Source organism: Magnetococcales bacterium (genome assembly GCA_015231925.1).
In the GTDB taxonomy this organism is placed as follows: domain Bacteria; phylum Pseudomonadota; class Magnetococcia; order Magnetococcales; family JADGAQ01; genus JADGAQ01.
Genome location: JADGAQ010000110.1, coordinates 1 through 13,835 on the forward strand (window position 1 = coordinate 1; position 13,835 = coordinate 13,835).

Here is a 13,835-nt window from a genome sequence, read left to right on the forward strand (position 1 = left end):
TCGTTGCCGTCGCCGCCGAAGAGGAAATCGGTGCCCGCCGTGCCGCACAGGGTATCGTTGCCGTCGCCGCCCAAGAGGAATCCGCCACCGCAGAGCGGCACCTGCTCCCGGTTGTGGGCGGTGGTGCCGCCGTAACCGTGCAGGGTGTCGTTGCCCGCCTGGCCGAAGAGGATGTCCATGCCCGATTCGCCGTAGATCACGTCGTTGCCGTCACCGCCGTAGATCACGTCGTTCTGGTCCACGGAGGAGGTATCGACGGCCCCGTTGGTATTGACGATGGCCGTGAAGGAGAAAAGGCCGTCGCCGCCGTAGAGGGTGTCGTCCCCGGCACCGCCGAAAATCAGGTCACTGCCGGTCCCTCCTTTGAGGGTGTCGTTGCCCGCCAGTCCCAGCATGGCGTTGTCCACGGCGGAACCGGTCAGGGTATCCGCGCCGGAGGTGCCCAGGGTGGTGGAGCCGGACGGATTGACGTTATCGTCGTTTTGCAGGGTGAAGGTCAGCGTGGTGCTGGTGAAAGGCGTGGTGCTGCCGGAAAGATAGGTCTTGCTGGCGTTGGCCGAGGTGGCGTCCAGGGTGAAGGTGAGCTGGAAGCTCTCGAAATCCTCCCGCTTGATGTCGCCGAAGATGGCGAAGGGCAGGGTCGCCGAGGTCTCTCCGGCGGCCAGGGTCAACGTGCCCGAGGTGGGCAGGCTGCCGCCGAAATCCATGCGGTTGACCGAGAGATCGGCGGCGTTGGAAAGGCTCCAGTTGAGCACGGTGATGCCACTCACCGTATCGCCCCGACTGATGCTGAAACGGGCCACCAGGGTTTCGCCGCTGCCCTCGTCGAAGGTGAGGGTGGAGGGCAGGGTGATGGTCGTGGAGCCTCCGGTGGTAGGGGGCTGAGTCGGCTCGGGCGGCGTGGTGGGCTCCGGAGTGGGCACGGGAGGCTGGGTCACCACGGGAGCCTGAGTGGAAACCGGAGCCGCGGTCGGCGTGGGAGCCGCCGTGACCACCGGGGCCAGGGTGGCAACCGGAGTGACGGTGGGCGTGGGGGTCAGTTCCGTGAGCATCTCCAGGCGTTGCACCGGATTCAGCGGGTCGTGATCCCGAGTGATCAGCTCCAACGGAGCGCCCAATCCCTGGGGAGGGGGGGCTTCGCCGGGAGGCGGGGCATCCAAATCGACGGTGTTGGCCTCGCCCTCGTAAACGGCTTCCGGCCCCTGGGGATTCGGATTGTTATCCGCCTGGTCCTGGCCGCCGACTTCCGCGTCGTCCTGACGCACCGCCTCGGAGCGCAGGAAGGTGTTGACATCCACGCGCTCGCCGCCCGCCACCGAAATCAGCGAGCGCAGGCCCGTCTCTCCCAGCGCCGTCAGGTTCAAGCCGCGCAGAACGACCTGGGAACCATCGACCAGTTGAATGATCAGCTGACCGTCGACGATCTCCATGCGGGCGATTTCGTCCTTGGCCACGTCGAGATGCACCGACTGGCCGGCGGGGACATCGACCGCGAGAGTACCGCCCGCCTGCGGATGGTTCACCACCAGCACCGGATCCTGCCGGGCCGCTCCGGGAGCGGCGTCGGAAACCGGTCCGTCCCCCGCTGCGGCCAGCAGGGTCCGTGCCGGTTCGGCAGAACCGGCGGGAAACGGGGAGTGTGCGGAAAAGGCCTTCATTTCAATAGCCATGGCGTCGTTCCAGTGCAATCAACCGTCCAGAGTCGGGCAGGGCGCTGTTTTCACGGATCAGGGGGTGGCCGGTTGCGCCGCCGCATCACCCTTGCCGGGCAGCAGATCCTGCTGGAAGGCATCCCGCAAGGATTCTCCCAGGCCCATCCGGGCCAGTTGCGCCCCTTCGGGCATCTCGATGCCCAGCACCTCCAGCAGACGACCCTGGGAGGAGAGCAGTTGATAGACCGCGACCTGCTCGGCGGTGTTTTCGGTAATCTGGTTGGTGTGGGACTTGAACAGCTCTTCTTCGGCGTCCAGCAGATCCGTCAGGGTGCGCTGTCCCACCTTGTACTGCTCGGTGAAGGCGTCCCGCACCACGCGGGTCTCCTGCACCTGGGAGTCGAAGGCGGCCTGGCGGGCCTTGGTGGTCTCCCAGGCCGCGAAGGCATTGCGCACGCCCAGAACCACGTTGCGGCGATTCAGATCCAGATCGGCCATGGCCTGACCCAGCAACTGCTTGGCCTCCCGAACCTTGTGCAGGTCCGAGGTGCCGGAAAGCAGGTTGTAATTCATCACCAGCATGGTGCTGAGGCTTTCGTTCAGGCCACGGGTGCCGTCGATGTCGTAGTCGCGGGTGCTGGTCACTTCCAGGTTGATCTTGGGATAGAAAGCGGCGGTGGTGACATCGCGCTGCGACTCCAGCTTGCGCACCCGCGCTTCGTATTCCGCCAGCACCGGGCTGTGCTTCAGTCCGGTCTGAATATCGTCTTCCACCTTGCCGGTCAGCAGTTGGCGGGGCACGACGGGGGCTTCCAGACCTTCCGGATCCTTGCCCACCAGCAGGGTGTAACGGGCGGTGGCCTGGGCCACCGCGCCGGTGTACTGATGGAACGCGGCTTCGGCGTTCTTCAGACGGGCATTGGCCTTGTTGACGTCGGCCTGATTGCCGGCGCCCGATTTGGCGCGGGAGCGCACCAGCTCCAGATGCTTGCGATTCTGGGCCACGTTGTCCCGGGCCAGATTTTCCAGCCGCTGGTTCATCAGCACGTCGAAGTAGGCCCGCACCACCTCCAGAGCCAGGCTTTCGGCGCTGGAACGCAGCTTCCAGACGGAGGCGTCGGCGTCGAACTTGTTGCTTTCCACCTGATTTTTGGTCTGAAAACCCTGGAACACCGGCTGGGTCAGGGTGAGACGCAGATTGGTGGGGGAGAGGTCTTCCTTGCCATCCCCGGCGCGGGCGCGGGTGGTGGGGCTGTTGGTATGCTCCAGGCCTCCGGCGGCCCGCAGGTCCAGGCTGGGCATGTACCCGGCGTAGGCCTGTCCGACACGCGCCTGGGCGGCGTGGCTGCTGTAATTGAGCGCCTTCATCTGGGGATGATCGGTCAGGGACCGGGCCACGGCGTGAACCATGTCTTCCGCCCGGGCGGCGGGAGCGGCCAGAACGGTGGCGGCCAGAATCAACAAAGCGGGGCGGTTTTTCATCGTCAAATACTCCGATACGGCCTTATGAGGATCCAGTGATCCGGCTTATAACAGGGTGTCGCCATCCTTGGAGGCATCTTTGCCAGGGCTTTGCGCCGGATCCGCTCCGGGTTTGCCCAGATCCTGGGCCGGGGGCTTGAGGCGCGAAACGTAGTCCATGGTGGCAATGACTTCCCGCTCGTTGAATCGCTCCACCTGAAGCTCCATCACCGGATGGGCGTTGCGTCGCTTGCCTTCCTTGATCCAGTTGAACTGCCGCACCAGATAGTTGAAGTGCTGCCCCTGCAGGCGCGGATAGTGGTTCACCGCTTTGCCTTCGCCCTTTTCACCGTGGCAGAAGGCGCACTCGCTCTTGTAGAGCTTTTCGCCCAGGGCCAGATCGCTGCCGGGCCCTTTGCCGTTATCCGGATTCATGGGCAGCGTGGCGATGTAGGCCGAAACATCGGCGATGTTCTGCACCCCACCGACTTCGGAGGGCAGGGCGAACTTGTACATGGTGGGGTTGTCGCGGTTCTTTTCGCGAATGTCCGCCAATTGTTTGATGGTGACGTTGCCCCACTGTCCGGCAATCTGGGGATAGGTGCCGTCTTCGGTGCCCCAGCCCCGGTTGCCGTGGCAGCGGTTGGCGCAGGTGGTCTCGTAGACCTTGCGACCGTTGGCCGTATTGGGCTTCAGGGCCAGCGCCTCTTCCTTGACGCCGCCTTTGGCGTCCCAGTTGCCGATCAGGATGTCCATCAGGCCGCGTCCCTTGCCGTAAACCCGCTGGTCCCCGGTATGGATCACTGCGTCCGGATTGGCCCGGAAAGCCTTGCGATACCAGTCCCGCGCCTCCTGGGGCTTCTCCTGGCGGTCCAGCAGCACGCCCATGTTCATCATGGCGTGGGCGTTGCCCGGATCCAGCGCCAGGGCATCCTGCAGATGACGCTTCGCCCGTTCGAAATCCCCGGTGCGAATGGCCTCGAAGCCCTGATTGTTCTGGAATTTGGCCTTTTCCTGATTTTCCAGTTTTCTGACCAGGGCTTCGTCCCTCTCGACGATGGCTTTGCCCAGGGAGAATTTCTGTTGATCGACTCGGGGCGCTGACGGGCTGGCGGTACACCCGGCAAGTAGCAGCAAGGCAAGGACGGATGCGATGCGGGGCATGGAATCGGGCTTTCTGTATGGAGTTGGGATCAACGGGGACGATTATCGAACGACGCGCAGAGAATCATCGGTCTCGGGGATCGATGGTTGCTGGCTTCGGCGTTATACTCGTGCATATAATCAGCCAATCCCGCCGGGTTGGCAAGGAACGTTTGCAAAAAAGAAATTTGCTGAAGTCCCTATAATCCGGACAAGGCACCGCGAAAACTCCTCAGGCCAGTTGTGGAGCGGGTGGGGTACACTTTTCAGGGCTGTCGGGGGATGACCGGGGTCGTGCCGAAATTTCAAATTGACGGGATATTTGTTGCCTGTTATCCTGGAGACAATTCCGAGATGCGGGGCAAATATCGATGAGATCGGCTTCGTGGGGCGGAAGGTGCATGGATCGGCGAGGAACGGAAACTAGCTCGTCTCTCACAGCGCGCTAGCTCAGGTGCGTTCCGGATTGTGCCTGTCCCTGTGGTGTGAGAACCGTTTTCCTATATAGAGTGTAAACTGAAAAAAGGAGCCTATCGCTCCTTTTTTCGTGTCCGGAGAATCTACTGATCGAGTAGGCCCGTGAGTGATTCGGAATTTGACGATGTCTGGGGGAAGATGCTTCGGCGGGCTGTTGATGACGGGGTTGGCAGCACGGGTAGAGCCGTCTCCGGTGCGCGCCTCCGGCAAATTCTGGTGAAAGTCGCCTCAGATAATCAATTGACCTATCCTCCGGAACGTTTTTCAACCTCGAAATTCGGCGATTTTTTGAACTATTTTGTCGAAAGAGGCGTTGTCATCTTCAAGGAAAGAAGGGGGCAGGATCTCTTGATCGCTCCCGCCGACCGGCCGGATCTCCTTGTAGAGGCCTCCGCCGCTTCGGGTGTCCACGTCGGCGGCTTGAGACGTGATCTGTTCGAAGCTTTTACGAAAGTAACGAATCGAACCGCGTGGTACCATCGGGATCGGGATTGCGTACTTTGGGAAGATGGACCGGCTCAGGAAGTCGAAGTCCTGGTTCGGATTCCTCCGGTAACGATTGAACAGGCTTTGCGTGATCGTGCCGATTTTGCCGCCGGGCTGGGGAGTGTGGACCAAGAGAGCGAACTGAAAAAGAGTCTCGACGGGAGGGATTCGCGGGTTCTTGTATCCTTTTCGAACGCCATTCGCACCCTTGGTTTGCAGCCGGAATGGCACCGCTATCGGCTGAAGGTGATTACTGATCGCATTGCCGGGTGGGCAAAAAGGGAAAACGTGCCGTGGAATTCCTCCTGGATGACCCCCTCCAGCGACGGCTCGATGGATGAACCGGTTGCGCGAGGCAGGCGTGATGCCAGGGAATGGCGCCGTTCCCTGGAATACCTCATCGGAGGGCTTGATCAGGCCGATTTGTCCAGGATTGCCGTTCCACTCGATATCGTGGTTAGAATCCTTCAGCAAAACAAATAGATATTCCAATGCCAATCTTGATTTTCGCAGGTCTGACGCTTTCCTTGAAGCAGCGTATCAAATCCGTCGTCGATAAGACGAGTCAGCGTTATGCCGGTTGGCACAGCGAGTATTGTGTTACAACATCCACTACTCCAGGCATATCCGACCCGACGGACATCGCGTCCATCATGGACCTGGCCTGCCGGCAGGACTCCGTACTCATCCTGGGGTTTTCCAGACAGGACGGTAAAATAAAACAAAAAGTAGCCAGCAAGATCAAGCCCTATTTTCGTTTCAGATGGTTTGATAATGCAAAATTGCCCCTGCTGCAAAATAGCAATGCCTTTGCTGATGAGCTCTGTCAAATCGTCCAGGAAGAAGATAAGTGGCGCGAAAGGGTCATGCCGAAAGCATCCAAAGATCCCCTTCTTCTTCCCCGATTCTCTTTTCGTTGCAAAAATAAGGATATGTGGGAATATGCCTCATCATATGGCGATCCAGGCAATATAGAGTCAACTTTAACTCTGATAGAAAAATTTCGTAAAGAATTTAGTCGGAGTCTTTCCGGCAAGAGCTGTTGGGTCGATTCTTCCGAACTGGTATATGACTATCAGGGGCCAAGACATGGAAAAGCCCTTTGTCCAAATACCTTCAAATACTCCAGTCGGTTGGAGGAGGGGTTCCATTATGATGTCAGGCACTTTTCCGGAAGGGCGTTCAATCTGACGGATGCGGATGAAACCATACATTATCAAGAGGGGAAGGGATATCTCAATATCGATCCCCATGGCCATGTTCGATAGATTCAGACCCTATTCCGACATGTTCCGCTCCTTCCATGCAAGTCCTTTCTTATTCCGCGCCAGCCTTGAACTGTTGAGATCCATGCTCCTTTCGGAGCCAGCTCCATGGTCCTCCGCATGTCTGATAAAGACCACGGCACGCGACATCCCAAAATGGGTAGGGTTTAATCTCCATCTTGAAAAATAATGACGCACCCTGCATGATGCCCGGTTACACGGGTGAAGTGCTGTTCCAATGGCCGGAGGCGCGGCGCAGCTTCCCTTGACGATAGTGTCCGGAGATATCGACGATCATGACCTCCGCCGACGGTTACACACTGCTTTACGCCCTGGGGGTTCTGCTGCTGGCAGCGGCGCTGGTTCATCTGCTGAACCTGGTGTCGCGCAGCCTGTGGCAGGCGTTGGTCCGGGTGCGTCGGGAGCGCCTGGAATGGCGTCTTCTGGGGCAGCGGCTGGACCGGGAGGTTCTGGCCTTCACGCTGGAACAGGGGCGCGGCAGAGGGCTCTGGCACGGACAGCGCAAGTTGCGCGTGGCCCGCAAGGTCGCGGAGGGCGAAGGGGTCTGCTCCCTCTGGCTGGAGCCCCACGACGGGGGGGAACTGCCCGCCTTTCTGCCGGGACAGTACCTCACTTTCGAATTCCGCCTGCCCGGCGAGCCCAAACCCCTGACCCGCTGCTACTCCCTGTCGGGAAACCCCCTGGAAACCGCCCGCTACCGCGTCACCGTCAAACGGCAGTCGCCTCCGGAGGATCACCCCGAGTATCCTGCCGGACGCATTTCCTCCCTGATCCACGATCGGGTGCAGGAGGGGGATATTCTCGACGTTCTGGCCCCGGCGGGCCATTTCACCCTCGATGCGGCCTGCCATCAGGATCTGGTGCTGATCGCCGGCGGCATCGGCATCACGCCGCAATTGTCCAAGCTTTACGCCCTGGCTGCCGGGGAACGTAGCCGCGATGTCTGGTTCTTTTACGGCGTGCGTCACGGCGGGGAGGCGGTCTTCTCCGAAGAGTTGCGGCATCTGGCCGCCGGGCGCGACTGGCTGAAGACGCTGATCTGCTACAGCCGTCCCCGTCCCGAGGATCAGGCCGCGCCCGGCGTCCATCTCGGCAAGCGGGTGGAGATGGCCTTGCTCCGGGAGATGCTGCCCTCCCTCAACGCCGAATTCCACCTCTGCGGCCCTCCGGCCATGATGACCTCGCTCTACGCCGGGCTGCTCGCTGCGGGGGTGCCGGAGGAGAAGGTGGTGTTCGAAGCCTTCGGCCCCGCCAGCATCCGGCGTCGTGCGGGCAATGTTGAAACCGCGCCCCGCACCGTGCGCTTTCTGCGCAGCGGCAAGGAGGCCGTCTGGGACGAGAACGCGGGCACCCTGCTGGAACTGGCGGAACGCCTGGGGGTGCCCATGGAGAGCGGGTGCCGGGCCGGCAACTGCGGTTCCTGCCTCACCGCCATCAAGAAGGGCGGCGTGACCCACCTCACCCCTCCGGGACCGGGACTGGCCGCAGGAACCTGCCTGGCCTGCATCGCCCAGCCGGAGAGCGATTTGGATGTGGATGCCTGAGGGGGCAAGTTACGACGTGGCCTTTTAATCTTTTGACTTTCAATATGTTATCTTTTAAGTATCAAAAAAAGAGAATGTTCTGTCCTTTGATTTATCGTAACTCTTCAGGGCCTTGCGCAGCCACATCAAAGGCAAAGGACAAGTCCCAGGGGTGCCCCCTGGACCCCATGGGGTTGGGGGTCAACGGCAAAAGGACAAGTCCCAGGGGTGCCCCCTGGACCCCATGGGGTTGGGGGTCAACGGCAAAAGGACAAGTCCCAGGGCGCTGCCCTGGACCCGTCGGGGGGGATAATCCCCCCCGAACCCCCGTATATCGGAACAGATGGCGTGAGTCCTCGTATTCGTTTCCCCCTGCCAAGGAGGTTTGCCGTGTTCGAGCGGAGTCGTGCTTTCATCCTCGGTCTGCTGATGCTGCTGGCGCTGTCCCCCTTCGGGCAGGCGTCGGCGGTGATGCCTTCGCCCCAGTCGAGCGTCGGTCCTCAGGCCTGCGCCGACTGTCACAAGGAGGCCAACCGCATCTGGGCCGGCACCCGCCACGGCAAGTCCTACCCTGGCATCGAGCAGGTCGGCAACGCCCGGGAGATCATGAAGCGCATGGAGATCCGTTCCATGGAGAAGGAGGCCAACTGCGCCGGCTGCCACATCACCCGGGTGGAGAAGGACGGCGCGATTGCTTCCGTATCCGGTCCCTCCTGCGAATCGTGCCACGGCGGAGCCAAAAAGTGGCTGGATGTCCACGGCAACTACGGTGGCAAGGATGTCAAAAAGGAGCAGGAGACCCCGGAACACAAGAAGACCCGCCTGGCCGAATCCACTGCCGCCGGACGGATCGCCGCTTCCGAGCTGCCGACCCTGATCCGGGGCTGCTACACCTGCCATTTCGGCCATGACGAAAAACTGGTCAACGTGGGCGACCACGGCGCGGGCAGCAAGCTGGAGCCCGACTCCTGGCTGCACGACACCGTGGCGGCGGGCTTCACCCCGCTGCTGCACCGGGTGCGGAACCAGTCCGAGGTCGAGCCCCTGCCCAGGGAGCGCCGCCGGGAGATCTTCGTGGCCGGAAAGATGCTGGAGTTGGAATTCAGCCTGCGCGCCGTGGCCAAAGCCACACAGAACGCGCCCTACGCCAAGGCCTTCGCCCAGCGGGTCAAGGCCGTGGTGGCCGCTCTGACGGCGATTCACGAAAAGAGCCCCATCCCCGAGGTGGGGGCTCTCCTTCAGGCGGTCAATCCCCTGCCGGAGAAGATCAAGCTGAACAACGCCGCCGTGCTGGAACCCCTGGCGGATCAGGTGGCCAGCCGCATCGACTCCTTCTGGAAACGGGCGCCGGGGGCCCAACTGGCCGCCATCGACGCCTTGATGACCGGACCGGCGAAATGAGTCTCACCCCGACCCCGGTCGGCAAGTCGCAACGCTGGGACAACCCCTTCAGCGCCGAGCTGTCGGAGGGGGATGTCGCCCGCATCCTGCAAGCCCCGCCCTTCCGGGGCATGGATGCCGCCTCCTTTCCGGCGGGCATGCCCCTGGAACGGCTGGCGCGCAACGATACCCGCCTGGTGCGCTTTCGCCGGGGGGATCTGGTGATGCGCGCCGGTGACTACGGCCATTCGGCCTTCGTGGTGTTGTCGGGACGGGTGCGGGTCATTCTGCGTCCCGGCCTGCCCGAGGCCTGGTTGGGGCGCACCCGTCCCAAACGCAAGGGACTGGGCGGCGTGCTGCGCCAGTTGTGGCTCGGGGAGCGCCCGCCGGAGTGTCGCGAGGTGTCGCGCCTGTCGGATCCGCAGGATCTGACCACCCGTTTCGAGGGGGACGGGGCGGCGGTGCGGGTGTCGATCCCCCGCCCCGAATCGATCTTCGCCAGCCACGAAACCGTCTCCTTCGGTCCCGACGAACTCTTCGGCGAAATCGGCGCCCTGGGACGTTTTCCCCGCTCCACCTCGGTGATCTGCGAAGAGGACGCCGAGCTGCTGGAGATCCGCTGGCAGGGACTGCGGGATCTGCGCCGTTTCGACGCCCGTTTCCGCCGCACCCTGGATGAACTCTATCGCAGCCGTTCCCTGAGCTATTTTCTGCGCCATCACCCCCTTTTCGCCCGGCTGGACGACGCGGTGATCCGGCAGTTGGAGACCTACGCCACCTTCGAGTCCTTCGGTGCGCTGGAAGCCGCGCCCGGCGGCAACGATCTCCCGGAGCGGGAGAGGCGGGACCGGGTGGTGCGGGAGCCCCTGATCGCGGAGGAGGGGGCCCCGGCGGACCAGTTGATTCTGGTGCAGGCGGGCTTCGCCCGCATCAGCCGACGCTTCAACCACGGCCACAAGACGGTGGGTTTCCTGGGGCCGGGACGGGGCTTCGGTCTGCCGGAGCTGAAACGCGCCATGCTGACCGGGCAGATCCCCCGCCATCAGGTGTCGTTGCGGGCCATGGAGAATCTGCATGTGGTGCGCCTGGCGGTGGAGGGCTGCCAGCGGCTGTTGAAGCCGGAGGATGTCACGCCCCCGCCGGAAAAACGCGGCTTTCTGGCCTCGTGGAGCGGTCCCCGGACCATTCCGGCCATGGAGGACGCCCTGCTGGAGTTTCTGGTGGAGCATCGTTTCAACAACGGCAGCGCCACCATGATGGTGGATCTGGAACGCTGCGTGCGGTGTGACGACTGCGTGCGCGCCTGCGCCACCGCCCACGGGGGCAATCCCCGCTTCGTGCGCCACGGGCGGCGTCACGACACCCTGATGGTGGCCACCGCCTGCATGCATTGCATCGATCCGGTCTGCACCATCGGCTGTCCCACCGGGGCCATTCACCGCCACAGCGCGGGCGGGCAGGTCATCGTCAACGAAGCGGCCTGCATCGGCTGCGCCACCTGCGCCGACAGTTGTCCCTACGAGGCCATTCGCATGGTCGAGGTGCGCGACGCCGCCGGGCAACCGTATGTGGACAGCGGCGGCCCGGTACGCAAAGCCACCAAGTGCGACCTGTGCGTCGATCAGTGGGGTGGTCCGGCCTGCGAACGCGCCTGTCCCGGCAACGCCCTGCTGCGCGCCGACATGCAGGATACCCGGCGCCTGCGCCGCTGGCTGCGGCCATGAACGTGCTGCGTGGTCTCTCCCGCCGCTCGGGGAGTCTCTCCGTCGCGATGCTGGCGCTGGTTCTCTATTTTTACCAGGATCGGTACGACCGTCTCTATTGGGACAGTCGTTACCTCACCGGCTGGTTTCTCAGCGTGGCGCTGCTGATTCTGACCCTGCACGCCCCGCGCAAGTTTCTCTGTGTGTTGCCTTTGGGGCCGATGCATCTCTGGCGACGTCTGCATGTGCTGACCGGCTGGCTGGCCCTGGCGCTGCTGATCCTGCATCTGCCGGGTCGTCTGCCCGACGGGGTGCTTGAAGCGGGTTTGGGCGGGCTGATCGTTCTGGTGCTGCTCGGCGGTCTGGCGGGGCAGTGGCTGGGCTGGTACCTGCCGCGCCGACTGGCACGGCGCGGGGAGGAGGTGCTTTTCGAACGCATTCCCCTCTACCGTCGGCAACTGGCGGACGAGGCGCAGGAGTTGATCCGGCAGTGTTTGCAGGAGACCGGCTCCACCACCCTGCCGGATTTCTATCGCCGGGTGGTTCACGCCTATCTGGCCGCGCCGCGCAACCGTTTCGCCCACCTGGTGGAATCCTCCCGGCCTTTGGCCCGGCTGCGGCAGGAGTTGCGGGAGTTGGACCGCTACGCCGACGATCGGGAGCGGGTCTATCTGGCGCGGTTGGAGGAGTTGATCCGGCGCAAGACCGATCTGGACTACCACTACGCCCTGCAGGGGGCGCTCAAGGTTTGGAGTCTGCTGCACGGCCCGCTGGTTTACGCCCTCTGGCCGCTGGTGCTGTTGCACGGGGTGTTGGCCTACGGATTCCGGAGCGGGTGAAACGGTGCGCGACGACTCTCCCCTGCAAACCCATGATCACCGCACCAGCCCCTACGAGCGCCCCACCTCGCCGTGGCAGTGCGGTCGGGCCGCCGAAGGCCGACCCTGCGCCGCCGGGCCGGATCGACACGGCCATTGCGGCGGCTGCCAACCCTGTCAGCCCCTGAAAGAGGGGGAACGCTGGATCTGTCAGCGTCCCGCCAGCCAGGGGGGGCCCTGCGCCGAGGGTCCGGACATCCGGGGCCGTTGCGGCCTGGCCACACCGCCCTGCACGCCGGTTCGCCCCCTGCGTCGCCGCCGCCGCCGTCTGGCCATCGGGTTCTTCCTGGGGTTGCTCGGCCTGTTGCTGATCGGCCTGGGTCGGGATTCCACCCCCACCTGGGTGGTGCCGGGCATCAAATCCTCCAGCCACGTCTCCGTGACCCGCTGCCAAACCTGTCATCCCGCCCATGCCCTGGGGTTGATCGGCTGGATCAAGGCCGCCTTTTCCACCTACACCGCCGGTGGATTCTCCCAATCCTGTCTGGCCTGCCACCCTCTGGGGCACGATGCCCTGGCTCCCCACGGCGTGGCCGGATACCGCCTCAAATCCGCCCCCGCCGGGGAAAAACCCGTGCCCGTTCCCGATCAACTGGCCTGCAACGCCTGCCATCGGGAGCATCAGGGGCCCATGGCCTCCCTGTCGCGACTGAACGACGCCCGTTGTCAGACCTGCCACAGCCGTCGTTTCCGCGCCTTTTCCGCCGATCATGCCGATTTTGCCGGCTATCCCGATTTTCGACCCCCGGCCATTCGTTTCGACCACGGCAGCCACCACCGCAAACATTTCCAGGAGCCGCGACTGGCGGCCAAGGTTCCTTCGGGCTGTCCCGTCTGCCACGACCCCCGCCAGCCGGGGACCCATCCCCGAGGGGCCAGCTTCGCCACCCAGTGCGCCGCCTGTCACGAGGATGCCCTGCGGGGTCTCGACCGGGCCGGTCTTCGGGGCATTCCCATGTTGCGGGTGCCGGGACTCGATCTGAACACCCTGCGTCGCGCCAACGCCGCCATCGGGCAGTGGCCCGAATGGGCGGTGGATCCGCCCACACCTCTGACCCTGCTGCTGGCGCGCGCCAAAAGCCCGGCGGAACTTCCTGCCGTGGACGCCATGAGTCTGGAAGGCCAGTCCCCCGAAACCCTGCGGGCCGTGGTCGACTGGGTTTGGGCCTTCAAGGAGGGTTTGCTGGCCTTGTCGGAAGAGGGGCAGCCCCTGTGGGCCGAGTTGCTGGTCCGTGACCATGCCCCCTCCGCCGATGCCCGCAGCCTGGCGGCGTTGATCGGGGGACTTTCGCCCGGAACGGTGCGTTCCGCCGTCAAGGAGTGGTTCCCCGATCTGGCCGCCGAGGTGGCGCGCCATCGGGCGGGGGAGAAGGTGGCTTTGAAGGTGACGGGCTCCGGGCCGGTCGTCGCCAAAGCGGCTCCCCCGGTCAAGGCTTCCGACACTCTTCTGGACGGGGATGACGACCTGTTGTCCGACACGCCGTCAGCTCCCGTCGACAAGCCCGCCGCTGCGCCCGTCGTGGCCGGAGAGGCGGGTTGGGTCGGCTTCGGCGGCTGGTATCGCGACGAATTTCAACTGCTTTACCGGCCATCGGGCCATGCCGACGCCTTGTTGCGCGCCTGGATCGAGCGGGGTTTCAGCCAGACCGACCGGCCGGAGTTCAAGGCCTTTTACGCGGCGTTGACCGCCGACAAGGCCGTTGGCGGTTGCACCCGCTGCCATACGTTGGGTTTGAACGCGACGGTCAAACCCGCCCACGCTTTGTGGACGGCGGCGGAACGGCCTGCCGTGGGGCTGTCGACCCGGCGGTTTTCCCATACGGTGCATTTGCGGGCCTTGCCGGAA

10 protein-coding genes are annotated in these 13,835 nt (G+C 63.6%); 7 read left to right on the forward strand and 3 right to left on the reverse strand.

The features are described from left to right. The 3 genes from HQL56_12510 to HQL56_12520 all read right to left on the reverse strand — a co-directional run. Nucleotides 1-1,670 (reverse strand): hypothetical protein (locus HQL56_12510; protein MBF0310340.1); only part of this gene is annotated, 1,670 nt, incomplete at its 3' end. A 57-nt stretch (nucleotides 1,671-1,727) separates the two neighbouring features. Beyond that, nucleotides 1,728-3,134 (reverse strand): TolC family outer membrane protein, encoded by a 1,407-nt coding sequence (locus tag HQL56_12515; protein ID MBF0310341.1) that lies wholly within the window; start codon nucleotides 3,132-3,134, stop codon nucleotides 1,728-1,730. A 45-nt stretch (nucleotides 3,135-3,179) separates the two neighbouring features. Then, a complete protein-coding gene (locus tag HQL56_12520; GenBank protein ID MBF0310342.1) occupies nucleotides 3,180-4,277 on the reverse strand; it encodes a c-type cytochrome in 1,098 nt (365 codons plus the stop codon). A gap of 558 nt (nucleotides 4,278-4,835) precedes the next feature. On the opposite strand from HQL56_12520, the gene HQL56_12525 reads away from it, so the two are divergent. The 7 genes from HQL56_12525 to HQL56_12555 form a co-directional block, all read left to right on the forward strand. Beyond that, entirely contained in the window at nucleotides 4,836-5,702 is an 867-nt protein-coding gene (locus HQL56_12525; GenBank protein ID MBF0310343.1) for a hypothetical protein, read from the forward strand. Between the two features lie 8 nt (nucleotides 5,703-5,710). Next, on the forward strand, nucleotides 5,711-6,487 hold the full coding sequence (locus tag HQL56_12530; protein MBF0310344.1) for a hypothetical protein: 777 nt from the start codon (nucleotides 5,711-5,713) through the stop codon (nucleotides 6,485-6,487). 293 nt (nucleotides 6,488-6,780) lie between these two features. Then, nucleotides 6,781-8,049 carry a 2Fe-2S iron-sulfur cluster binding domain-containing protein gene (locus tag HQL56_12535; protein MBF0310345.1) on the forward strand — a complete coding sequence of 423 codons (1,269 nt, stop codon included), beginning with the start codon at nucleotides 6,781-6,783 and terminating at the stop codon, nucleotides 8,047-8,049. 369 nt (nucleotides 8,050-8,418) lie between these two features. Continuing rightward, the gene (locus tag HQL56_12540; GenBank protein MBF0310346.1) at nucleotides 8,419-9,429 is read left to right on the forward strand and encodes a cytochrome c family protein; all 1,011 of its coding nucleotides are present in this window, start codon (nucleotides 8,419-8,421) and stop codon (nucleotides 9,427-9,429) included. Next, complete coding sequence (locus HQL56_12545) at nucleotides 9,426-11,132, forward strand: cyclic nucleotide-binding domain-containing protein (GenBank protein ID MBF0310347.1); 1,707 nt, start codon at nucleotides 9,426-9,428, stop codon at nucleotides 11,130-11,132. Before HQL56_12540 ends, HQL56_12545 begins: the two co-directional genes overlap by 4 nt. Next, on the forward strand, nucleotides 11,129-11,950 hold the full coding sequence (locus tag HQL56_12550) for a hypothetical protein (GenBank protein MBF0310348.1): 822 nt from the start codon (nucleotides 11,129-11,131) through the stop codon (nucleotides 11,948-11,950). Before HQL56_12545 ends, HQL56_12550 begins: the two co-directional genes overlap by 4 nt. A 4-nt stretch (nucleotides 11,951-11,954) precedes the next feature. Beyond that, the coding region (locus HQL56_12555; GenBank protein MBF0310349.1) for a hypothetical protein at nucleotides 11,955-13,835 on the forward strand (1,881 nt) is incomplete at its 3' end.